This window comes from Bradyrhizobium sp. USDA 4504 (genome assembly GCF_054063995.1).
This window is the reverse complement of record NZ_JBSSGV010000001.1, coordinates 4149160-4171965: the sequence shown is the minus strand read 5'-3', so window position 1 is coordinate 4171965 and position 22806 is coordinate 4149160. Positions and strand designations below refer to the sequence as shown.

Annotated in this window: 20 protein-coding genes; 13 read left to right on the top strand and 7 right to left on the bottom strand. The window is 64.7% G+C overall.

Annotated elements, in window-relative coordinates:
* The first annotated feature begins 39 nt into the window (after positions 1–39).
* A complete protein-coding gene (locus ACVMB1_RS19555) occupies positions 40–1017 on the top strand; it encodes a tripartite tricarboxylate transporter substrate binding protein (protein WP_038380769.1) in 978 nt (325 codons plus the stop codon).
* Between the two features lie 97 nt (positions 1018–1114).
* Here ACVMB1_RS19555 and ACVMB1_RS19550 read toward each other — a convergent pair whose 3' ends face one another.
* Positions 1115–1960, bottom strand: coding sequence for a uroporphyrinogen-III synthase (locus ACVMB1_RS19550; RefSeq protein ID WP_018272657.1), 846 nt, complete (start codon positions 1958–1960; stop codon positions 1115–1117).
* 135 nt (positions 1961–2095) lie between these two features.
* Here ACVMB1_RS19550 and purU point away from each other — a divergent pair, with 135 nt between their 5' ends.
* Positions 2096–2959 carry a formyltetrahydrofolate deformylase gene (gene purU / locus ACVMB1_RS19545; RefSeq protein WP_057016734.1) on the top strand — a complete coding sequence of 288 codons (864 nt, stop codon included), beginning with the start codon at positions 2096–2098 and terminating at the stop codon, positions 2957–2959.
* A 56-nt stretch (positions 2960–3015) separates the two neighbouring features.
* Here purU and ACVMB1_RS19540 read toward each other — a convergent pair whose 3' ends face one another.
* Positions 3016–3216, bottom strand: coding sequence for a hypothetical protein (locus tag ACVMB1_RS19540; protein ID WP_375166674.1), 201 nt, complete (start codon positions 3214–3216; stop codon positions 3016–3018).
* A 456-nt stretch (positions 3217–3672) separates the two neighbouring features.
* Here ACVMB1_RS19540 and ACVMB1_RS19535 point away from each other — a divergent pair, with 456 nt between their 5' ends.
* From ACVMB1_RS19535 to ACVMB1_RS19510, 6 genes are all read left to right on the top strand, one after another.
* The gene (locus tag ACVMB1_RS19535; RefSeq protein WP_456848957.1) at positions 3673–4854 is read left to right on the top strand and encodes an ABC transporter substrate-binding protein; all 1182 of its coding nucleotides are present in this window, start codon (positions 3673–3675) and stop codon (positions 4852–4854) included.
* A 209-nt stretch (positions 4855–5063) separates the two neighbouring features.
* The gene (locus tag ACVMB1_RS19530; RefSeq protein WP_456848955.1) at positions 5064–5933 is read left to right on the top strand and encodes a branched-chain amino acid ABC transporter permease; all 870 of its coding nucleotides are present in this window, start codon (positions 5064–5066) and stop codon (positions 5931–5933) included.
* 7 nt (positions 5934–5940) lie between these two features.
* On the top strand, positions 5941–6972 hold the full coding sequence (locus ACVMB1_RS19525) for a branched-chain amino acid ABC transporter permease (RefSeq protein ID WP_456848953.1): 1032 nt from the start codon (positions 5941–5943) through the stop codon (positions 6970–6972).
* Positions 6969–7721 (top strand): ABC transporter ATP-binding protein, encoded by a 753-nt coding sequence (locus ACVMB1_RS19520; RefSeq protein ID WP_456848951.1) that lies wholly within the window; start codon positions 6969–6971, stop codon positions 7719–7721. The genes ACVMB1_RS19525 and ACVMB1_RS19520 overlap by 4 nt, the downstream gene beginning before the upstream one ends.
* Entirely contained in the window at positions 7714–8430 is a 717-nt protein-coding gene (locus ACVMB1_RS19515; protein WP_456848949.1) for an ABC transporter ATP-binding protein, read from the top strand. The genes ACVMB1_RS19520 and ACVMB1_RS19515 overlap by 8 nt, the downstream gene beginning before the upstream one ends.
* Positions 8431–8461: 31 nt before the next feature.
* On the top strand, positions 8462–9580 hold the full coding sequence (locus ACVMB1_RS19510) for a cobalamin-independent methionine synthase II family protein (protein ID WP_456848947.1): 1119 nt from the start codon (positions 8462–8464) through the stop codon (positions 9578–9580).
* Positions 9581–9709: 129 nt separating this feature from the next.
* Here ACVMB1_RS19510 and ACVMB1_RS19505 read toward each other — a convergent pair whose 3' ends face one another.
* A complete protein-coding gene (locus tag ACVMB1_RS19505) occupies positions 9710–11443 on the bottom strand; it encodes a caspase family protein (protein ID WP_456848945.1) in 1734 nt (577 codons plus the stop codon).
* Between the two features lie 197 nt (positions 11444–11640).
* Between ACVMB1_RS19505 and ACVMB1_RS19500 the strand changes: the two genes are divergently transcribed.
* The 3 genes from ACVMB1_RS19500 to ahcY all read left to right on the top strand — a co-directional run bounded on the left by ACVMB1_RS19500 (position 11641) and on the right by ahcY (position 15807).
* Positions 11641–12996, top strand: a complete 1356-nt coding sequence (locus tag ACVMB1_RS19500) for a hypothetical protein (RefSeq protein ID WP_016843649.1) — start codon at positions 11641–11643, stop codon at positions 12994–12996.
* Positions 12997–13056: 60 nt separating this feature from the next.
* The gene (metK, locus tag ACVMB1_RS19495; RefSeq protein ID WP_057016728.1) at positions 13057–14253 is read left to right on the top strand and encodes a methionine adenosyltransferase; all 1197 of its coding nucleotides are present in this window, start codon (positions 13057–13059) and stop codon (positions 14251–14253) included.
* A gap of 126 nt (positions 14254–14379) precedes the next feature.
* Positions 14380–15807: an adenosylhomocysteinase gene (ahcY, locus tag ACVMB1_RS19490; RefSeq protein ID WP_456848943.1), complete on the top strand. Its 1428-nt coding sequence runs from the start codon at positions 14380–14382 to the stop codon at positions 15805–15807.
* 269 nt (positions 15808–16076) lie between these two features.
* Here ahcY and ACVMB1_RS19485 read toward each other — a convergent pair whose 3' ends face one another.
* Complete coding sequence (locus tag ACVMB1_RS19485; protein WP_456848941.1) at positions 16077–16871, bottom strand: IclR family transcriptional regulator; 795 nt, start codon at positions 16869–16871, stop codon at positions 16077–16079.
* A 192-nt stretch (positions 16872–17063) separates the two neighbouring features.
* On the opposite strand from ACVMB1_RS19485, the gene ACVMB1_RS19480 reads away from it, so the two are divergent.
* Positions 17064–17900, top strand: coding sequence for an IS5 family transposase (locus ACVMB1_RS19480; RefSeq protein ID WP_456848939.1), 837 nt, complete (start codon positions 17064–17066; stop codon positions 17898–17900).
* 144 nt (positions 17901–18044) lie between these two features.
* Here the strand turns inward: ACVMB1_RS19480 and ACVMB1_RS19475 are convergent, their stop codons facing one another.
* Together ACVMB1_RS19475 and ACVMB1_RS19470 are read right to left on the bottom strand one after the other, a co-directional pair.
* The gene (locus ACVMB1_RS19475; RefSeq protein ID WP_456848937.1) at positions 18045–19766 is read right to left on the bottom strand and encodes an FAD-dependent oxidoreductase; all 1722 of its coding nucleotides are present in this window, start codon (positions 19764–19766) and stop codon (positions 18045–18047) included.
* 10 nt (positions 19767–19776) lie between these two features.
* Positions 19777–20979, bottom strand: coding sequence for an ABC transporter substrate-binding protein (locus ACVMB1_RS19470; protein WP_456848935.1), 1203 nt, complete (start codon positions 20977–20979; stop codon positions 19777–19779).
* Positions 20980–21332: 353 nt separating this feature from the next.
* Between ACVMB1_RS19470 and ACVMB1_RS19465 the strand changes: the two genes are divergently transcribed.
* Complete coding sequence (locus ACVMB1_RS19465; protein ID WP_456848933.1) at positions 21333–22262, top strand: aspartyl/asparaginyl beta-hydroxylase domain-containing protein; 930 nt, start codon at positions 21333–21335, stop codon at positions 22260–22262.
* A 90-nt stretch (positions 22263–22352) separates the two neighbouring features.
* Here ACVMB1_RS19465 and ACVMB1_RS19460 read toward each other — a convergent pair whose 3' ends face one another.
* Entirely contained in the window at positions 22353–22508 is a 156-nt protein-coding gene (locus ACVMB1_RS19460; protein ID WP_016843659.1) for a hypothetical protein, read from the bottom strand.
* Positions 22509–22806: the final 298 nt, after the last annotated feature.

Below are 22806 nucleotides of genomic sequence, written 5' to 3'. Positions count from 1 at the left end.
GCGTGCCGCAAGAGCCGCCAGTGCGTCGGAGGAGACATCATGAAGGTTCTACGCCGCCAGTTCCTGCAACTTGCAGCCGCTACGGCGGCGCTTCCGCTCACATTTGGAAAAGCGATTGCCGAGGCCTATCCGGCGCGGCCGGTTCGCCTCGTGATCGGCTATACCCCCGGCGGTTCGGCGGACCTGACGGCGCGCCTGATGGGGCAGTGGCTGTCGGAAAAGCTCGGGCAATCCTTCATTGTCGAGAACCGGCCGGGCGGCGGGACCAACATCGCCACCGAGCAGGCGCTGCGCGCGGCACCCGACGGCTACACGCTGCTGCTGGTCGCGCCGGCCAATGCGATCAATGCGACACTCTACCAGAAGCTGCCCTTCGATTTCATGCGCGAGATGGAGCCGATCGCGGGCATCATTCGCTTTCCCAACGTCGTGGTGGTGCATCCCTCGCTGCCGATCAAGTCGATTCCCGAATTGATCGCCTATGCAAAGGCCAATCCCGGCAAGCTCAACATGGCGTCCTCAGGCAACGGTTCGACGATCCACATGTCGGGCGAACTGTTCAAGATGCTGACCGGCATCAACATGCAGCACGTGCCCTACCGGGGCGGAGCGCCGGCGCTCACCGATATGCTGTCCGGCGTGATGCAGGTGATGTTCGACAATCTTCCGACCTGCGCCGAGCACGTCAAATCCGGCAAGCTGCGCGGACTTGCGGTCACCAGCACGACCCGTTCGGACGTGCTTCCGGACCTGCCGCCGGTCGCCGACTTCCTGCCGGGCTACGAGGCCAGCGCCTGGTACGGCCTCGCGGCGCCGAAGAACACGCCGCCTGAAATCGTCGACAGGCTCAACAAGGCCGTCAATGAAATCCTCGCCGATCCCAAGGCCAAGGCGCGGTTTACCGAGATCGGCGCGATCATGCTGCCGGGCTCGGCTGCCGACTTCGGCAAACTAGTGGCCGACGAGACCGAGAAGTGGGGCAAGGTGGTCAAGTTCGCCGGTGCCAAAGTGGACTAAAGCGCGATGAGATTCGGTCGAATCGTCATCGCACTTTAACTTGTTGTTTAAGCATGGTCTTCCCGGAAAACCGCTTCCCACTTCTCCGGATCATGCTTTAGCTTCGCGCCGTCGCGCGCGGTGGATTTTTTGAAAGCGCCGCCGCCATCGCCGATATCAGCGGCCGCATGAAGAAGGCGTCTTCGGCCGGGTAGATGTCGGTGCGCAGGCCGTGGGATTTGAGCTCGTCCGATACCGCCGGTCCGACGGAAGCGATCGGTGTACGCTCGAACCCCTGGCGTAACCTGTCCTCGCAACCGCGCGCCCGTGCCACCTCGATGAGCCGACGGACCTGGCCGAGATTGGTCAGCGCGATCGCGTCGATGCGGCCCTGCGCCATCTCCTCGATCGCGGTGACGATGTTGGCGTCGGCGGCCTGCGCATCATAGACATAGGGCAGCACCGTATCGACCTCGGCGCCCTGTGCCTTGATCGCGCCGATCAGGGTGGCGTGATCCTTGTCCGGATAGAGCTGCAGGCCGAGCCGATGGCCGGCGAGGTCGAGCTTCGACAGCATCTCCGCGACGCCTTCCGACGTCGGCTTCTCGGTCGTCATTTGCGGCTCCAGGCCGATCTCGCGCAGCGCCCGGCCGGGCTTGGGGCCGCGGGCGAATTTGCGCGCCTTGGCGAGGCCATCGACGAACTCCCGCTCGACGCCGATCCGGCGCACGACCTTCATCAGCCGGCGCAGGCCTTCGCCGGTCATCAGCACGAGATCGTCGAGCGGCCGTTCGATAGCGCGGCGAATCCAGGCCTCGATCGGCGCCGCATCAGGCGCATCGTGGATGGTGAACATCGGGCATTGCAGCACGTCAGCGCCCTGTTCGGCGAGCAGGCGGGAAAACTGCGCCTCCTCGCGCGTCTCGAGGATCAGGATGCGGTAGCCGTTCAGCCGTTCAGCCATGATGGTCCCTAACAAACATTGTCGTCATTTGTTCGATTTGACCCCCGCGCCGGGATTGGCGCAAGGCCGCCTGCGGTGTAGACGAGGGCCGAAAATGACCGTTCCACCAATCTGCTCAAGCTTTGGTCAATTGGCATGCCCGACCATCAATTCGTTTTGACCCTGTCCTGTCCGGATCGTCCGGGGATCGTCTCGGCGGTCTCGACGTTTCTTGCCCATAACGGCCAGAACATCCTGGACGCCCAGCAGTTCGATGACGTCGAAACTGGCAAGTTCTTCATGCGCGTGGTGTTCACCGCGGCCGACCTCGCGGTCGAGCTCGCGGCGCTGCAGACCGGCTTTGCCGCGATCGCCGAACGGTTCGGCATGGAATGGCAGATGCGCGATCGCGCCAGCCGCCGCCGGGTGATGCTATTGGTGTCGAAGTCCGATCACTGCCTGGTCGACATCCTCTACCGCTGGCGCACCGGCGAGCTCGAAATGATCCCGACCGCTGTTGTCTCCAACCATCCGCGCGAGACCTACGGCTCGCTCGATTTCGGCGATATCCCGTTCCATCATCTGCCGGTGACGAAAGAGACCAAGCGGCAGCAGGAAGACGCGGTGTGGCAGCTGGCCCAGGATACCAAGACCGACCTCGTGGTGCTGGCCCGCTACATGCAGATCCTGTCGGACGAGATGTCGGCACGTCTGTCGGGCCGCTGCATCAACATCCATCATTCCTTCCTGCCGGGCTTTAAGGGCGCCAGGCCCTACCATCAGGCGCATGAGCGCGGCGTCAAGCTGATCGGCGCCACGGCGCATTACGTCACCAGCGATCTCGACGAGGGGCCGATCATCGACCAGGACGTCGAGCGTATCAGCCATCGCGACACGCCTGAGGATCTCGTGCGCAAGGGGCGCGACATCGAGCGCCGGGTGCTGGCGCGCGCGATCCGCTACCATCTCGCCGATCGCGTCATCCTCAACGGACGCAAGACCGTGGTGTTCGTGGACTGATCCGCACTTCGCTCGCCCGTACAAGGCGATGCGGGCTTTGCCGGCCGACCGTGCACTCAGCGTGCCGCGTCCTGCGGTGCCGTTGCCGGCTTGGCGTCGTCGCCGCGCTGGGCCGCAGGCATCAGCCGCTTGCGTTCCCGATCCTGCATGAACTTGTCGTATTCGGGGGTGCCCGGCCGCGGCGGCGCATCCGCCGGCAGGCCGCCGGCCCAAGATGGAATGGTATCGGCCATGCCGGCCGAGAGCTTCTGGTTCATGGAGCTGCATCCCCCGAGCGCGCCGGCCGCGAGCGCGAGGGCAGTCAGGACAGCGATGGGACGCGAGACGATTGGCATGGGAAGCAGGATACAGCCCTGGTCTTTATGGATGATGATCTCGGGCGCGACCGTTCGGCTGCAATTGTGCTTGTTTGTTGACATTGTCGCTGCGTTTGTACGGTCGTACAAATGAATCGAGCCGGCGGCGGCCTTGAATGCGCGAGACCGGCTCTCGCGGAGGCATTGAGTCTGGTGGAGCGATATTGGTATCCTGATACTTGTCTCCGCAGCCAGGCCCGATCGCGTCGCGCGCGGCACACGTCCATCGTCCGATTGACAGAGGGCACGGGGAGACGCCTTGTCGCGTTGCGGCTTGGCCGTGCATGCTTGAGTTAAAACAAGGCAAGAGCCGGGACCAAGGCTCGATGCAGAAGAACGGAAGGGGGAGGGACGTCGATGTTCAACCGTCGCAAAATGTTGCTGTGGGGCGCCGCTTCGGCCGTGCTTCCCGGGTTGTGTGCCAGCGTGCCGGCGTGGGCGGACGACGCCGTCAAGATCGGGCTGATCCTGCCGATGACCGGCGGTCAGGCATCGACCGGCAAGCAGATCGATAACGCCATCAAGCTCTACATGCAGCAGAAGGGCGACACCGTCGCCGGCAAGAAGATCGAGATCATCCTGAAGGACGACGCCGCGGTGCCGGACAACACCAAGCGGCTTGCGCAGGAACTGATCGTCAACGACAAGGTCAATTTCATCGCTGGGTTCGGCGTGACGCCCGCGGCGCTCGCCGCGGCGCCGCTGGCGACGCAGGCCAAGATCCCGGAAGTCGTGATGGCGGCCGGCACCTCCATCATCACCGAGCGTTCGCCCTATATCGTGCGTACCAGCTTCACGCTGGCGCAGTCCTCCACCATCATCGGCGACTGGGCGGTGAAGAACGGCATCAAGAAGGTCGCGACGCTGACCTCCGACTACGCGCCCGGCAACGATGCGCTGACCTTCTTCAAGCAGCACTTCACCGCAGGCGGCGGCGAGATCGTCGAAGAGGTCAAGGTCCCGCTCGCCAATCCGGACTACGCGCCGTTCCTGCAGCGCATGAAGGATTCCAAGCCCGACGCGATGTTCGTATTCGTGCCGGCCGGGCAGGGCGGCAACTTCATGAAGCAATATGCCGAGCGCGGGCTTGACAAGAGCGGCATCAGGGTGATCGGACCGGGCGACGTCATGGATGACGATCTGCTCAACAACATGGGCGATGCCGCGCTCGGCGCGGTGACGGCGCATCTCTATTCGGCGGCGCATCCGTCCGCGATGAACAAGGAGTTCGTCGCCGCCTACAAGAAGGCGTTCGGCAACCGCCCGGGCTTCATGGCGGTCAGCGGCTATGACGGCATCCATCTGATCTACGAGGCGCTGAAGAAGTCCAATGGTGCGACCGACGGCGACAAGCTGATCGAGGCGATGAAGGGCATGAAGTGGGAGAGCCCGCGCGGCCCGATCTCGATCGATCCGGAAACCCGCGACATCGTGCAGAACATCTATATCCGCAAGGTCGAGAAGGTCGACGGCGAGCTCTACAACGTCGAGTTCGCGACCTTCGAGGCCGTCAAGGATACCGGCAAGACCAAGAAATAGCATCGTCATCGGCGGCGTGCGCTCCGGCCCTCACCACGTCATGCCCGGCCAAAAGCGCGAAGGGCGTCTTCGCGCAGGTGTGCCGGGCATCCATGTCTTTCTTCCCGGCGAGCAGAAGGACGGGGATGGCCGGGACAGGCCCGGCCATGACGATGACCTTGACGTTCGAGCTGTTGTTCTTGTTGCGTCCTCACGGCTAAGCTGACTCCATGGCCTCTATCCTCACCAACCTGTTCGACGGCGTCGCCTATGGCATGCTGCTGTTCGTGCTTGCCTGCGGGCTTGCGGTGACGCTCGGGCTGATGAATTTCGTCAACCTCGCGCATGGCGCCTTCGCGATGGCCGGTGGCTATATCTGCGCCGTGCTGGTGAATAATTCCGGCTGGCCGTTCTTCGCAGTCCTGCCGCTCGCCTTTGTCGGCAGCGCGGTGATCGGCATCGCGCTGGAGCGCACGCTGTACCGCCATCTCTATAGCCGCAGCCATCTCGATCAGGTGCTGTTCTCGATCGGCCTGGTGTTCATGTCGGTGGCGGCGGTCGACTACATCATGGGATCGTCGCGGGTCTTCATCAAGCTGCCGGCGGCGCTGGAGGGCCAGATTGACCTGTTCGGCGTCGGCATCGGCCGTTACCGGCTGATGATCGTCGTGATCTGCGGCCTGCTCACGCTGGCGCTGCAACTGATCCTCGCCAAGACCCGGTTCGGCAGCCGGCTGCGCGCCGCGGTCGACGATCCGCGCGCTGCGATCGGGCTCGGCATCAACGTGCCGCAGGTGTTCGCCTTCACCTTTGCGTTCGGCTGCGGCCTGGCCGGTCTCGGCGGTGCGCTGAGTGCGGAGATCCTCGGGCTCGATCCGTATTTCCCGCTGAAGTTCATGATCTACTTCCTGATCGTCGTCACCGTCGGCGGCTCTTCCTCGATCACCGGACCGTTCCTGGCATCGCTGCTGCTCGGCATCGCCGACGTCGCCGGCAAGTATTACGTGCCGAAGCTCGGCCCCTTCGTGATCTACACTTTTATGATCGTGATCCTGCTCTGGCGTCCGAACGGCCTGTTCGGCCGTACTGCGGCACGGTGAGGCGGTCATGACGGCGCTATCAGACGTTTCCACTCACGCGATGGCCAGCGCGCGCTGGCGGGTCAGCGAGGTCGCGTTCTGGGCGCTGGCGCTCGCCTGCGCCTTCCTGTTCCCGTCGCGCTATTTGCTCATGACCGACATCGTGCGGCTCGGCCTGTTCGCGCTGTCGCTCGACCTGATCCTCGGCTACGCCGGCATCGTCTCGCTCGGCCACGCGGCCTTTTTCGGCGTCGGCGCCTATTCCGCCGGCTTGCTGGCGCTGCACGGCATCATCAACGAGCCCGTCATAGCGCTGGTCGCCGCCGGTCTGGTCGCGGCGGTGCTCGGCTTCCTGACCAGCTTCCTGGTCATCCGCGGCGTCGACCTGACGCGGTTGATGGTGACGCTCGGCATCGCGTTGCTGCTGGAAGCGCTTGCCGAGCGCTTCTCCAACATCACCGGCGGCACCGATGGGCTGCAGGGCATCGAGATGCAGCCGATCCTTGGTCTGTTCACCTTCGACATGTTCGGCAAGACCGGGTTCTTCTACTCGCTGATCGTGCTGTTCATCCTGTTCCTGCTCGCGCGAAGCGTGGTGCATTCGCCGTTCGGCCTGTCGCTGCGCGCGATCCGGAACAATCCGCTGCGCGCGGCCGCGATCGGCGTGCCGGTCAACCGCCGCCTGATCGCGGTCTATACGCTCGCCGCGTTCTATGCCGGGATCGCCGGCGCGCTGTTTACCCAGACCACGGCGCTCGCCTCGCTCGACGTGTTCTCCTTCGAGCGTTCCGCCGACCTGATGCTGGTGCTGGTGATCGGCGGCACCGGCTATCTCTATGGCGGCCTGATCGGCGCCGTCGTGTTCAAGATGCTGCAGGAGCTGTTTCAGAGCATCACCCCGCAATACTGGCTGTTCTGGATCGGCCTCGTGCTGGTCGTGATCGTGCTGGTCGGCCGCGCGCGCATCCATCGCTGGGTGCTGTTCGTGCCCAACCTGATCATCCGCCAGTTCGCCGGCCGCAAGGCCGCCGTTGCCGTGCCGGAGAACGACGCGTCATGACGATCGCGCTGGAAACACGTGGCCTCGAAAAATCCTTCGGCGCCCTTCGCGTCACCCGCGATCTCTCGCTCAAGGTGATGCAGGGGGCCCGCCACGCGCTGATCGGGCCGAACGGCGCGGGCAAGACCACCGTCATCAATCAGCTGACCGGCGTGCTGACGCCGAACAGCGGGCGCATCCTGCTCGAAGGCAGCGACATCACCGGCCTGTCCGTCCACAAGCGGGTGCTGCGCGGGCTGTCGCGCACGTTCCAGATCAACCAGCTCTATCCCGACCTGACCCCGCTCGAAACCATCGGGCTTGCGGTCTCCGAACGGATGGGCCGCGGCGGCGACTGGTGGCGGCGGATGGGAACGCGGAGCGACGTCAACACCGAGATCGCCGAGATCCTGTCGCGCTTCCATCTGCTCGACGTGATGACGGAGCTCACCTCGACCTTGCCCTATGGCAAGCAGCGCCTGCTCGAGATCGCGGTCGCGATCGCCGCCAAGCCGCGGGTGCTGCTGCTCGACGAGCCCGCGGCCGGCGTGCCCGAGAGCGAGCGCCACGATATCCTCGCGGCGGTGGCGGCATTGCCGCGCGACGTCACGGTGCTGCTGATCGAGCACGACATGGACCTCGTATTCTCCTTCGCCGACCGCATCTCGGTGCTGGTCAATGGCGGCCTGCTCACCGAGGGCGCCCCCGATGAGGTCGCGCGCGATCCGCAGGTGAGGGTGGTCTATCTCGGCGAGGCCGCCGATGCCTGACCTTCTTTCCATCCAGGGCCTGCGTGCCGGATACGGCGAGGCGGTGGTGCTGCCCGACATGTCGCTGGCGCTTGCGGAGGGCCAGGTGCTCGCGCTGCTCGGCCGCAACGGCACCGGCAAGACCACGCTGATTAATTCGATCGTCGGCGTCGTCAGGCGCCTCAGTGGCAGCGTCGCGCTCGCAGGCCGCGACATCACGGCGATGCGGCCCGACCAGCGCGCCCGCGCCGGGATCGGCTGGGTGCCGCAGGAGCGCAACATCTTCCGCTCGCTGACGGTGGAAGAGAACATGACCGCGGTGGCGCAGCCCGGGCCGTGGACGGTCGAGCGGGTATACGAGATGTTTCCGCGGCTGCAGGAGCGGCGGCGCAATTTCGGCAACCAGCTGTCCGGCGGCGAGCAGCAGATGCTGGCGATCGGCCGCGCGCTGACGCTGAATCCGAAAGTGCTGCTGCTCGACGAGCCGACCGAAGGCCTCGCGCCGATCATCGTTGAGGAATTGTTAAAGGCGATCGGAACCATCACGCGCTCAGGCGGCATCTGCTCGATCATCGTCGAGCAGAACGCGCAAAAGATTCTGGGGCTGGCCGACCGCGTTGTGATATTGGAACGCGGCACGATCGTCCACGATGCCGCAAGCAGCGCGCTGAAAGCCGATCCCTCCGTCCTCGAGCGCCACCTCGGCGTCTCCGGGGCCAAGGCACATTAGAAGGCACACTGGAAACGTCCGGGAGTTGACCATGCAGCGAACCAAGCCTCCGTTCCGCGCCGACGAGGTCGGCAGCTTGTTGCGGCCGCCGAAGATCAAGGAGGCCCGCGCCAGATCGGAGAAGGGCGAGATCTCGGCCGACGAGCTGCGCAAGGTCGAGGACATGGAGATCGAGAAGGTCGTGCACAAGCAGGCCTCGGTCGGCCTGAAGCTTGCGACCGACGGCGAGTTCCGCCGCTCCTGGTGGCACTTTGATTTCCTCAGCCATCTGACCGGTTGCGAGCTGTTCCATCCCGACATGGGCATCCAGTTCGCCGGCATGCAGACCCGGCACGATGCCATCAGGGTGATCGGCAAGCTGGATTTCTCCGATCATCACCCGATGCTCGATCACTTCCGCTTCCTGAAGAAGTACGCCGACCAGGCGCACGTCACGCCGAAGATGACAATTCCCTCGCCGGCGGTGCTGCATTTCCGCGGCGGCCGCAAGCTGATCTCGAAGGAGGTCTATCCGGACCTCGAGGAATTCTATCAGGACCTCGGCAAGACCTATCGCAAGGCGGTCAAGGCGTTCTACGACGCCGGTTGCCGCTATTTGCAATTCGACGACACCGTGTGGGCCTATCTGTGCTCGCAGGAGGAATTGCAGAAGTCGCGCGACCGCGGCGACAATCCGGACGGCCTGCAGGAGATCTACGCCCGCGTCATCAACTATGCGATCGCCGACCGTCCGTCCGACATGGTGATTACGACCCATGTCTGCCGCGGCAATTTCCGCTCGACCTGGATCTCCTCCGGCGGCTACGAGCCGGTCGCCGAGACGCTGCTCGCCGGCACCAATTACGACGGCTACTTCCTCGAATATGATTCCGACCGCGCCGGCGGCTTCGAGCCGCTGCGCTTCCTGCCCAAGGGCAACAAGGTCGTCGTGGTCGGTGTCATCACCTCGAAGTTCGGCGAGCTCGAGAAGAAGGACGACATCAAGCGGCGGCTGGAGGAGGCATCCAAATTTGCCCCGATCGAGCAGCTCGCGGTGTCGCCGCAATGCGGCTTCGCCTCGACCGAGGAAGGCAACATCCTTTCCGAGGAAGAGCAGTGGGCCAAGCTCAGGCTCGCGGTCGAGGTCGCGAACGAGGTGTGGGGGAAGTGACGCGTTAGCGTCATTCCGGGATGGTGCGCGAGCACCAGACCCGGAATCTCGAGATTCCCCGGGGCGTAATCGCACCCCCGAGGTTCGACGCTGCGCGTCGCCCCGGAGTGACGCTGTCCCGTCGCACCGTCACTGCTCCGCCAGATAGACCTCGCCGAGCAGCGAGGAGTTCGACCACGGCACCTGCTTGCCCTTGGTCGCGGCGACGACCTCGGCGCGGACCCGGGCCAGCATCTGCTGCACCTCGAGGCCGGGCGTGCCGACATGGCGCGACAGCGCCGCCGAGAACGGACTGTTGTCGCCTTCGCCGTCGAGCGCGACCTGGCCCGGCGCGGTCGCAAACGCGATCAGCGTGCCGGCGCCGAGCGTCGAGCCCGATCCGAGCGAGGCGGGCGCGGCAAGGCCGGAGCCCGCTTCGATGCCGCGGCTTGGACCTGCGGAGGCCAGCTGCGGTGCTATCGGATTGTTGCGGCAGGCATCGAGGATCAGGATGTTGGTGCGGATCTGGTCGTCGAGCCCGGCCATGATCGTGTCCATGTCGACCATCGCGTCGGTCATGCGCGCGCCCGCCCTGAACTCGATGTCGACCGGCACGAGATAGTTGCGGCCGTCGACCTGCACGCCGTGACCGGCATAGTAGACCACGGCGATCTGCGACCGCGCCGCCTCGCGCAGGAAATCGTTGATCGTCTTCTGCATCGTGTCGCGATCGAGATCGTGTCCCTCGGAGACGGTGAAGCCGATGTCGCGCAGGCTCCTGGCGATGGCGCGCGCATCGTTGGCCGGATTGGGGAGCGCCTTGACATGCGCATAGGCGCCGTTGCCGACCACCAGCGCGAGGCGTCGGCCGGTTGCTGCCGCCGGGGCCGCCGCGGCGGGCGGCGCTGGTGCCGGTGTCTTGACGGAAGCGGCCGGTGGCGCGGCCGGGCTGCTCTCGGCGGCCGGCGCTGCCGCGGTCTTGCGCGGTGCCGCGTCGGTCTCCTTGAGCAGCGCGAGCCGAACTTTCGCGGTGGCCTGGTTGGCCTTGCTGCCGGCATCGGATGCCACGCCTTCGAGCACCGAGGCGTAATCTTCCTTGGCATGCGCAGCATCACCCTTCGCTTCATAGCTGAGGCCGCGCTGGGTATAGGCCGAGATCAGCACGCTGCCGGGCGGCGTCATGACGTTGACGGGCGCCTTGGCTTTGGCGAGCCGGATCGCTTCCGTCGTGTCCGCAATCGCGCGCTCGATCTCGCCCTTGGCGCGCCAGATCACGGCGCGGCTGATCAGCGGCTGCGGCAGCGACGGGTCGATCCTGACCGCCTCGTTGATGTCGGCGAGCGCGCCGTCGAGATCGCCGAGCGCCCGCTTCGAGGCGCCGCGGTTCTGATAGGAGAAGGCCGACTTCGGACCGGCCTTGATCGCGGCGTCATAGTCGGCGATCGCCTTGGCATAGTCGCCCTTGCTGCGATAGGCGTTGCCGCGGTTGTGGAAGATGATGCCGCTCGGCGGCCCCAGGCGCAGCGCATCGTTGAAGTCGGCGATCGCGATGTCGTACTCGCCTTTGTCGAAATAGGCCGAGCCGCGCAAATTGTAGACGGCGGTGCTGGGCTTGAGGCGCAGCGCCTCGGTGGCGTCGGATATCACCTGGGCGTAGTTGCCCTTCTTGTTCCAACCGACCGCGCGCCAGAAATAGATGGTCGCGAGCTTCTCGCCGGAAAACACCTTCAGCGCGATGATCTTGGTGCAGGCGTCGATCATCTGGTCGGCCGGCGTGGTCTCGGTCGTGCAGAGCGGGCCGAGCTGGGAGCGCGCCTGGGCGAAACAGGGCGCCGACCAGAGCAAAGCGGCAAGGAGGGTGGGGATCAGGAGCAGGCGGCGCATCGGTCATCCGGGGTAAGGCCGTCATGGCGATCGACGACGGCAGGGCGGTCCAAGAGACCGGTCCAGGGGGCGGTCCATGACTGTTTGGTGATCGGGCAGTAGAGGGGGTTCAACTGGTGGGAAAATGGTGATAAGACGCTGCCAGTCATCATTTCTGCCCACTCTTGTCCCACTCGCCGCTGCCCACCCAAGGCGCCATGAAGAACGACGAAATCCTCAGCCAGATCACGGATTTCTGCCGCCGCTCCGACATGGCGGAGACGACGTTCGGCCGCCGTGCCGTCAATGACGGCAAGCTGGTGTACCGGCTGCGGGAGGGCAAGCGCATCACGATCGATACGCTCGACCGTATCAACGCCTTCATCGCGACTTCGACGCCGGGCGGCGTGGCGCCGCCGCGGGGCCTCGTGGTGCCGCCGGAAAAGCGCGATCCGCGGGGCAATTTCCGGTTTTTCGAGAACCGCCAGCGCTATTTGCTGTTCGTCCACACCTGCAGCGAGAAGCGGGTGATCGCCGACCGGGTTGCGCTGGAATTGGCCGCCATCCATCCGCGGCCGCCGGCGCTGCGGGTGTTCGATGCCGGAATGGGCGACGGCACGGTGCTGGCCCGGGTCCTGCGCGCCATGCATGGCCGCTTCCCACATATGCCGTTCTATGTCGCCGGCAAGGAACTGAGCCTGGAGGACGTCCGCCTCACCCTCGACAAGGTCCCCGACCGCCTGTTCGAGCATCCGGCCAGCGTCTTCGTGTTCACCAACATGTATTACGCCGAGGCGCCGTGGCTGACGCCCAAGAACTCCGCGGCGGCCGCCAGCATGATCTGGCACGAGGTAGCTCTGCGGGGAGCGTCGTCGGGTGAGTTCGAGGCCCAGATCGCCGAACTCGGTCCGTTTCTGGAGCAGAACTGGCGCGCCAATCTCAGCCCCGGCAATGCGATGCCGATCTATGAGCGGCCGGTGGCGCTGGTCCTGTACCGGGACGATCACCGGTTCCTGCTCGATTCCATCATTCCGCGGGCCGGCCGCACCGAAGCCAATTTCGATCTTGTGATCGCCTCGCAACCTTACCGTGCCAAATCCTCGGTGAACTTCCGCGCCAAGCGGATTATCGCGCCGCTGGCCCGCGCGCTGCGCGGCGGCGGGCGGCTGATAGGAATTCATTCCCACGGCGGCGATCCCGGGCTTGAAATGATTCAAGCGGTCTGGCCCGGAGAAAATCCTTTCGCCGTCAGCCGCCATGAGATACTGCGCGCGGTGAAATACGAGTTGGGCTCCGCCGGCCGCGAGCTGAACTTCAACGCCTACGCCGATAACCGTTCGATCTTCCGATATGATATGGAAGCGCTGCCCAATGAGGTGACCGGCTCGATCGGAACCTCGACGGCCTTTGCTGCGTGGAATGCGGCGGTGTATGTCGCGCAGATCGAAGATGAGCGGTTGACCGAAACGACCGAAAACGGACGAGCTCTCGAGGCCACACGCGAAGTTCTCCGCAAACACAACGGGCTGTGGTTCTACGACGAATCCTACGTCATCTCGCGGCGACGAGACTGACATGCCGGGGACATATTCACCAACCAACGTCGGACTTCGACTTAACAAGGGGTTTGCTTGATGCGCGCGTCTTACCTGTTCACCAGCGAGTCGGTCTCGGAAGGCCATCCGGACAAGGTCTGTGATCGTATTTCGGATGAGATCGTCGATCTGTTCTATCGCGAGGGACCGAAAGCGGGCATCGACCCGTGGCAGATCCGCGCGGCGTGCGAGACGCTCGCGACCACCAACAAGGTGGTGATCGCCGGCGAAACGCGCGGCCCGAGCTCGGTCACCAACGACCACATCGAGAGCGTGGTTCGCTCTGCAATCAAGGACATCGGTTACGAGCAGGACGGCTTCCACTGGAAGAACTGCGACATCGAGATCCTGCTGCATCCGCAGTCGGCCGACATCGCGCAGGGCGTCGACGCGCTGCAGCCGGGCGAGGTCAAGGAAGAGGGTGCCGGCGACCAGGGCATCATGTTCGGTTACGCCACCAACGAGACGCCGGACCTGATGCCGGCGCCGATCTTCTACGCCCACAAGATCCTGCGGCTGATCTCCGAAGCGCGCCACTCCGGCCGCGAGAAGGTGCTGGGTCCGGACTCCAAGAGCCAGGTCACGGTGCAGTACGAGAACGGCAAGCCGGTCGGCGTCCGCGAGATCGTGGTCTCGCACCAGCATCTGGTCGAGGACCTGTCGTCCAAGCAGATCCGCGACATCGTCGAGCCCTACGTCCGCGAGGCGCTGCCGAAGGAGTGGATCACCGACAAGACGATCTGGCACATCAATCCGACCGGCAAGTTCTTCATCGGCGGTCCCGACGGCGACTCCGGCCTGACCGGCCGCAAGATCATCGTCGACACCTATGGCGGCGCGGCTCCGCATGGCGGCGGCGCGTTCTCCGGCAAGGATCCGACCAAGGTCGACCGCTCGGCCGCCTATGCCGCGCGCTATGTCGCCAAGAACATCGTCGCGGCCGGTCTTGCCGACCGCTGCACGCTGCAGCTCGCCTATGCCATCGGCGTGGCGCGTCCGCTGTCGATCTACATCGACACCCACGGCACCGGTAAGGTGTCGGAGGATCAGCTCGAGAAGGCGGCGGCCAAGGCGATGGATCTGACGCCGCGCGGCATCCGCAGCCATCTCGATCTCAACCGCCCGATCTACGCGCGCACCTCGGCCTACGGTCATTTCGGCCGCACGCCCGACAATGAGGGCGGCTTCTCCTGGGAGAAGACCGATCTCGTCGAGCAGCTGAAGCGCGCGCTCTGATACTTGCGTCATTCCGGGGCGCTCGCGAGAGCGAGCGAACCCGGAATCCCTAATCATCACCTCGAGATTCCGGGTTCGCCTCTTCGAGGCGCCCCGTAACGACCCGTTCAACAACAGGACGCTCAAATGAACGCCCCCACGAAGCCCGGCTTCACCGACTACATCGTCAAGGACATTGCGCTCGCCGATTTCGGCCGCAAGGAGATCTCGCTGGCCGAGACCGAGATGCCCGGCCTGATGGCCACCCGCGAGGAGTTCGGCCCCAAGCAGCCGCTGAAGGGCGCGCGCATCGCGGGCTCGCTGCACATGACGATCCAGACCGCGGTCCTGATCGAGACGCTGGCCGCGCTCGGCGCCGACATCCGCTGGGTCTCCTGCAACATCTATTCGACCCAGGACCACGCCGCGGCCGCGATCGCCGCCGCCGGCATTCCGGTGTTCGCGATCAAGGGCGAGACGCTGACCGAGTACTGGGACTACACCGCGAAGCTGTTCGACTGGCACGGCGGCGGCACGCCGAACATGATCCTCGATGACGGCGGCGACGCCACCATGCTGGTGCATGCCGGCTACCGCGCCGAGCAGGGCGACACCGCCTTCCTCGACAAGCCGGGCTCCGAGGAAGAGGAGATCTTCCACGCGCTGGTCAAGCGCCTCCTGAAGGAGAAGCCGAAGGGCTGGTTCGCCGAGATCGCCAAGAACATCAAGGGCGTCTCGGAAGAGACCACCACGGGTGTGCATCGCCTCTACGAGATGGCCAACAAGGGCACGCTGCTGTTCCCGGCGATCAACGTCAACGACAGCGTCACCAAGTCGAAGTTCGACAACCTCTATGGCTGCCGCGAGTCGCTGGTCGACGGCATCCGCCGCGGCACCGACGTGATGCTGTCGGGCAAGGTTGCGATGGTCGCCGGCTTCGGCGACGTCGGAAAGGGCTCGGCCGCCTCGCTGCGCCAGGCCGGCTGCCGCGTCATGGTCTCCGAGGTCGATCCGATCTGCGCGCTGCAGGCGGCGATGGAGGGCTATGAGGTCGTGACCATGGAAGACGCGGCGCCGCGCGCCGATATCTTCGTCACCGCCACCGGCAACAAGGACATCATCACCATCGAGCACATGCGCGCGATGAAGGATCGCGCCATCGTCTGCAACATCGGTCACTTCGACAACGAGATTCAGATCGCCGCGTTGCGCAATCTGAAGTGGACCAACATCAAGCCGCAGGTCGACGAGATCGAATTCCCCGACAAGCACCGCATCATCATGCTGTCGGAAGGCCGGCTCGTGAACCTCGGCAATGCGATGGGTCACCCGTCCTTCGTGATGTCCGCCTCCTTCACCAACCAGACGCTGGCGCAGATCGAGCTGTTCGCCAACAACAAGGACAGCAAGTACGCCAAGAAGGTCTACGTGCTGCCCAAGACCCTCGACGAGAAGGTCGCCCGCCTGCACCTCGCCAAGATCGGCGTCAAGCTGACCGAGCTGCGCAAGGACCAGGCCGACTACATCGGCGTCAAGCAGGAAGGTCCGTACAAGTCGGATCACTACCGCTACTGATCCGCGCCCGCAGCGATCGATCACGTGAAGAGCCCCGGCATCGCCCGGGGCTTTTTGCTGGGGTGACGCATGCAACAGATAGGCCGCCTTCGCGGCGGAACGACGCTCTGATGTCGCCAAATACCCCGTCGTCGTCCCTGCCTGGTGCGCAATTGCGCACTAGGCAGGGACGACAGCGAGTTTGTTGCACGACTGGATCATACGTCAGCATTCTCGCGACATGATCTGTCCGAGCTTTGCTCTTCGTTCCGCCCTCTCACTTCTTGGCGTCACTCCAACGCCCGCGCCGTGCCGTGCCCCAGTTGCCGTGAGATCTCGCCCGCACAATCGCGCAGCGCAGCTGCGATTGCGCTGTCCCAGCCGGCGTCGAAGGTGCCTTCCGGCCCCATCGCGGTGATGACCAGCGCGACGTGGCCGGCGTGATCGAACACCGGCGCGGCGAAGGCGTTGACGCCGGGCAGGGGATCGCCGATCGCTCGCGCCAGCCCGCGGCTGCGGACCTCGGCGAGGATCTCGGCCGTCTTCGCGTCCGCCGGCGGACGCTTCGGATTGTAGCCGACGCCGAGGTGATCGAGGCCGCTCTCGAGCGCGGTCCTGATCGCGTTCGGCGGCATGAAGGCGGCGAAGGCGCGGCCGGTCGCGGTCTCGAGCAGCGCCACCACCGATCCGACGCGCATCGCGATATGCACCGGATGGCTCGGCTCCTCGAGCCGCACCACGGTCGCGCCGTGGGTGCCCCAGACCGACAGCGATACCGCGTGATTGATGCTGTCGGCGAGCGCTGCGATCCGCGGCGTTGCGATCCGCACTGCGGACTGCCGGCGCAGGCTGATCAGGCCGAGCTCGAGCGCCAGCGCCCCGATCTCGTAACGGCCAGTGGTCTCGTCCTGCTCGATCAGGCCGATGCGGGAAAAGCTGACGAGATAGGGATGCGCCTTGGCCGGCGGCATGCCGGCTTCGCGCGCGAGATCGCGCAGCATCATCGGTTCGCCGCTGCGGGCCAGCGCGCGGAGCAATTCTCCGCCGACCTCGATCGACTGTATGCCGCGGCTCTCTCTCGTCATGTGGCCCTATTTGGGTTCGCGCGTTCGCACTTAGCAGGAAACCTTGCCGTCCGCGAGACGTCGATCTGCGCGAGAAGTCGTTGTGAGTGACAGGTCCCCACCCGTCATCCTGAGAGCCTGACTGAAAAATGGGTGAGTGATCTCAGTGGGGTGTGATTCCATCGGATTTGCAAAGATTCGAGGGAGAGCACGATGCCCTGGACCAAGATCACTCGGGAGCAATATCGGCGGGACGATCTGCGTTATGCAAGCGATATGACCGATGCGGAGTGGGCGGTGATCAGACGCCTGTTGCCGCGAGCGAACCGGCGCGGCCGGCCGCGTAAGACGGAGCTGCGTCGTGTGATCGAAGCGATCCTCTATATCGTTTCGACCGGCTGCCAGTGGCGGGCGTTGCCGCAGGAGTTCCCGCCCTATTCGACGGTGCAGGGCTATTTTTATAGATGGCGGGATACAGGCCGGTGGCAGAGGATTGTCAGCGTGCTTGTCCGACGGGCGCGAAAAAAGCTTGGACGGACACCGAAGCCGACGGCAGCCGTGATCGACAGTCAAAGTGCGCCAACCACGCAAGCTGGCGGACCGCGCGGCTACGATGCAGGCAAGCGCATCTACGGCCGCAAGCGGCATATCGTGACGGATACCAATGGCCTCCTCCTTGGGGTTCATGTTCATCCGGCCAACGTTCAGGACTGCCATGGCGCCGTACCGCTACTGAAGAACGTGCGGAAGAACTTCCCCCGGCTGCGCCACGTCTTTGCCGACCGGATCTACCGCGGAAATCAACTCCTCGACGCGCTCTCAGACTGCGGTCCATGGACTGTCGAGATCGTCGAGCGGCCTCAAGGCGTCAAAGGCTTCCAGCTTCTGCCGAGGCGGTGGGTGGTTGAACGCACATTCGCTTGGTTCGGCAGATGCCGCCGCCTCGCCAAGGACTTCGAGGCGACGGTGGCAACCGAAGCTGCCTGGCTGCTGATTGCACACATCAGGCTCCTGACCCGCAGACTCGCGGCTGCAGCTAAGGTTGGGTGATTTATGAGTCAGACTCTGAGGAGCCCGCGAAGCGGGCGTCTCGAAGGATGCACGGCCCGGCTGGTGGCCGATCCATCCTTCGAGACTCGCTCCGCTCGCACCTCCAGCGACAAAGGCGAAGCCTTTGCGCGAGGATGACGGTACTCACAACTTGCTTCTCTCCGCCGCCGCCTCACCTGCAATGTGCTTGCCCGCGATGTAGCCGAAGGTCAGCGCGGGCCCGAGCGTGATGCCGGCGCCGGGATAGTTGCCGCCCATGATGCTCGCCATGTCGTTGCCGGCGGCATAGAGGCCGGCAATCGGCTGGCCGTCGGCGTCGAGCGCGCGGGCATTGGCATCGGTCCGGATGCCGGCATAGGTGCCGAGATCGCCGATCACCATCTTGATGGCGTAGAACGGCCCGTGCCGGATCGGCGCGATGCAGGGATTGGGTCCGTGCAGCCCATCGCCCTGGTAGCGGTTATAGGCGCGCGAGCCCTTGCCGAAGGCGGGATCGCGTCCCTCCGCCGCGGTGGTGTTGAACTCCGCGACGGTCGCCTCGAGCGCCTTGGCGTCGATGCCGGCCTGCGCGGCGAGCTCCGCCAGCGTCGCGCCGCGCTTGAGATAGCCGGTCTTCAGGTGATGGCCGAGCGGCATGGGGCGCGGTGGCACGCAGCCGAGGCCGTATTTGCGCAGCGTCTCGTGATCGCAGATGAGATGCGCCGCGATCTCCTCGCCGGGCTTCGCCGCCTTGATCATCGCCTGCACGAAGTCGTGGTAGGAATTGCCTTCATTGGCAAAGCGCCTGCCGTCGGCCATCACCGCGATCACGCCCGGCTTGGCGCGATCGATGAAATGCGGCATCACGCCTTTCGAGCCGTCCTTGCGCGTCGTGACCGAGACCGGCACCCAGGCCGCGGCATTCGGCAGCGAGTCGTCGACGCGGCCGCCGGCGGATTCCGCAAGGCGCAGGCCGTCGCCGGTGTTGCCGGTCGGGCCCGGCGAGTAGTGCTCTTTTCCGGTCGGCGCATGCGGAAACATCTTCTGCCGTCGCGCGACGTCGTGCGGGAAGCCGCCGCAGGCGAGCACCACGCCACGCTTGGCGTTGACGCGGATCGGGCGCCCTTCACGCACGACGACCGCGCCGCGCACCGCGCCGTTCTCGACGATCAATTCGCGCACCGGCGAGTTGAGCCAGAGCGGGATCTTGAGGTCGAAGGCGGATTTCGCCAGCCGTCCGGCGAGCGCGTTGCCGTTGGTCAGCGTCATGCCGCGGCCGTTGCGCATCACGTCGATGGCGTGCTTCGACAGCCGTTTGGCGACATAGGCCGCCGAGGTCAGCGACCGGGTCGCGCGCATGAAATGCACGATCTCCTTGCCGGAGCCGAGCATCATGCCGAACACGGTGAGCTCGGGCAGGGGGCTGCCGAGATCCTTGAGAGCGTCGCCGAGCTCGTGGGCGTCAAACGGCCGCGTCACCATCGAGCGGCCGCCCTGCGCGCCGCCCGGCGCTTCCGCATGATAGTCCGGGAAGGTCAGCGGCATGTCGAAGCGCACCGCGGTGCTGGTGGTGAAGAAGTCGACCGCCTTCGGCCCTTCGGTCAGGAACGCATCGACGCGGGCGGCGTCAAAACTGTTGCCGGCCTCTTGGCGCAGATAGGTTTTGGCCTGATCGGGGCTCTCCTCGATGCCCCAGGCCTTGGCCAGCGAGGTGCCGGGGATCCACAGCCAGCCGCCGGAGCGCGCGGTGGTGCCGCCGAACCGCGGCTCCTTCTCGACCACCAGGACCTTGAGGCCGTGATGGCCGGCGGTGACCGCCGCCGACAGCCCGGCGCAGCCGGAGCCGACGACCAGCGCGTCGCAATCATAAGCTTCTTCGTTGGCCACGCGATCGATCCTATTTCTTGAGCAGCGGGCACTTCGACTCGGAGACCGGACGATAGGCGTCCTCGCCCTTCGCCGTCTTGACGATGTCGAGATAGTCCCACGGTTCCTTGGATTCCGAAGGCTTCTTCACCTTCGCCAGATACATGTCGCGGATCACGCGGCCGTCCTCGCGCAGCTTGCCGCCATGCACGAAGGTGTCCTCGATCGGCAGCTCGCGCATCTTGGCCATCACCGCCTTCGGATCGTCGGTGCCGGCGGCCTGGATCGCCTTGAGATAATGCAGCACCGAGCCGTAGACGCCGGTCTGGATCATGGTCGGCATCACATTGGCGCGGGCGTAGAACTTCTTCGACCAGGCGCGCGTCTTCTCGTCCATGTTCCAGTACGACGCCGTCGTCATATAGGTGCCTTGCGCGGCGTTGAGGCCGATCGCATGCACGTCGGTGTCGAACATCAAGAGCCCGACCAGCTTCTGGCCGCCCTGCACGAGGCCGAACTCGCCGGACTGCTTGATCGAATTGTCGGTGTCCTGGCCGGCATTGGCGAACGCCACCACGTCGGCCTTCGAGCTCTGCGCCTGCAGCGCAAAGGAGGAGAAGTCGGCGGTGTTGGTCGGATGCTTGACGCTGCCGAGCACCTTGCCGCCCATCTCGTTGATGAAGCGCGTCGCGTCCTTCTCGAGCTGCTGGCCGAAGGCGTAATCCGCGGTGACGAAGAACCAGGACTTGCCGCCTTCCTTGATCACGGCCGAGGCCGTCACCTTGGACAGCGCGTAGGTGTCGTAGGCGAAATGCACCGTGTTGGGGCTGCACAGTTCGTCTGTCAGCGAGCTCGCGCCGGGACCGGACAAGAGCGCGATCTTGTTGCGCTCGCGCACCATGTTGTGCACGGCGATCGCGATGCCGGAATTCGGGATGTCGACGACCGCGTCGACCTTGCCGTTGTCGAACCAGCCGCGCACGACCTGCACGCCGACATCGGTCTTCATCTGGTGGTCGGCGGAGATGATCTCGATCGGCTTACCGAGCACGGTGGGGCCGAATTCCTCGACCGCCATCTTGGCCGCCTCGACCGAGCCCGGGCCCGAATTGTCGCGTCCCCAGCTCGACAGGTCGGTCAGCACGCCAATGCGCACGACGTCGTCGGAAACCTGGGCGTGAGCGGCCGTGGTCATCGCCGCGACAATGGCTGCCGCCAAAAACTGTCTCATCATTCCTCCCTTTGGATGTCCGCGCTCTTCGGCGGGTCGCTCAGGATTAGGAATTATCTAATAAGTTTGTCAATGACGAATTTTGTGTGTGAATGGTGTCACAAACCTGGCGCCCGTGCGGCGCGACGCTTCACATTTGGTGAGCGAACGCTTACATAGCGCATCCGGGGACGGCACCGCGGCAACGAGTCCGGCTCATTTGCCAGACCGCGCCGCAGTGCCAAGTCACGATGAAACAGGGGAATTTTCGCGGACGGCGACGCGTTTCGCCGCCCGGACTGGGCCGCCCGTCAGGGGAACGGCTCCTGCTGGGCGGGGCATGAAGAGCGTCGGCGGGCAGCGATCATAGACGGATCATGTTGAGACAGCTCTTCGCGCCGCAGCTCGTCACTCTTTACGTGCTGGTGGCCTCTACGCTCTACGTCCACTTCCGCGGCAAGCAGCGGTTGCGCTTCGCCCGCCAGCTCGGCGATCACTCGACCTACCTCGCGCCCTACAATGTGCTGATGTATGCCGGCTCCGCCGTGCCCAACACGCCGGTGATTCCGGTCGAGCAGTTTCCCGAGCTCAAGAAGCTCTCCGACAATTGGGAGACGATCCGCGACGAGGCCACGCGCCTGTTCGACGAAGGCTTCATCCGCGCCGCGGCCAAAAACAACGACTGGGGCTTCTATTCCTTCTTCAAGAGCGGCTGGAAGCGCTTCTATCTGAAATGGTACGACGACTTCCTGCCGTCGGCGCGGACGCTGTGCCCGAAGACGGTGGAGCTGCTCAACTCGATCCCGAACGTGCATGGCGCGATGTTCGCGATGCTGCCGCCGGGCGGCAAGCTCGGGGCGCACCGCGATCCCTTCGCCGGCTCGCTGCGCTATCACCTCGGACTCGTGACGCCGAACTCGAACCAGTGCCGCATCCTCGTCGACGGCGTCGAATGCGTCTGGCGCGACGGCGAGGCCTTCATGTTCGACGAAACGTTCATCCACAGCGCCGAGAACAAGACCGACGTCAACCGTATCATCCTGTTCTGCGACGTCGAGCGCCCGATGAAGTTCGGCTTCATGACGGCGATGAACCGCTGGGTCAGCCACAACATCGTCAAGGCGTCGGCGACCCAGAACGTCGACGGCGAGCATGTCGGCGCGCTGAACAAGGTGTTCGGCAAGCTCTACGAGATCCATCTCGCCAGCCGCAAGGTCAAGGAGTGGAATCGGAACGTGTATTACACGGTCAAATATTCCGCGATCGCGCTGATCCTCGGCCTGATCGTGATGTCGGCGCTGCACTGATTGCAGAGGCGTTGCCGCGTTGAAAACAAAAGCCCCGGAGCATGCTCCGGGGCTTTCTGTCTGGGACGAGAGCTGTGAGGCGGAACAGCGTCAGTCGCGCTCGAAAACCTTGGCGCCGGGGTAGATTCGCCTGGCGTAGGCGACGACCCACTCGCGGTCCTGGGTCTCCAGGAACGGAGTTCGGATCTTGCACGACCCGACGATAAGGTGCCACAGGCCGTTCAGCTTCTGAATGTTGACGATCATCTGAGTGTTCCTCGAAACCCGCGTTCCAGTCGACACCTGCTACCCGTGACAGTCTTGCGATTGACGGCTCGGAGCAGTGATCCTGATCACGCTGGAGTAGCCGCGAGTGTAAAAATCTCTCGCCATCGCTCAACTGTACGGGCGTAAGCACGGGCCATCACAAGGAATCAGGCGGGCTATACCAAGGTATGTTGGTGTCGGTCCGCAGCTGCAGCCGCAGCGTCGGGGCCGTTCAACTTTGCGCGGCGGCGCGCCTTCGCACTCCGATCCGTTACATGGGCGTGATAACGTCCGATCT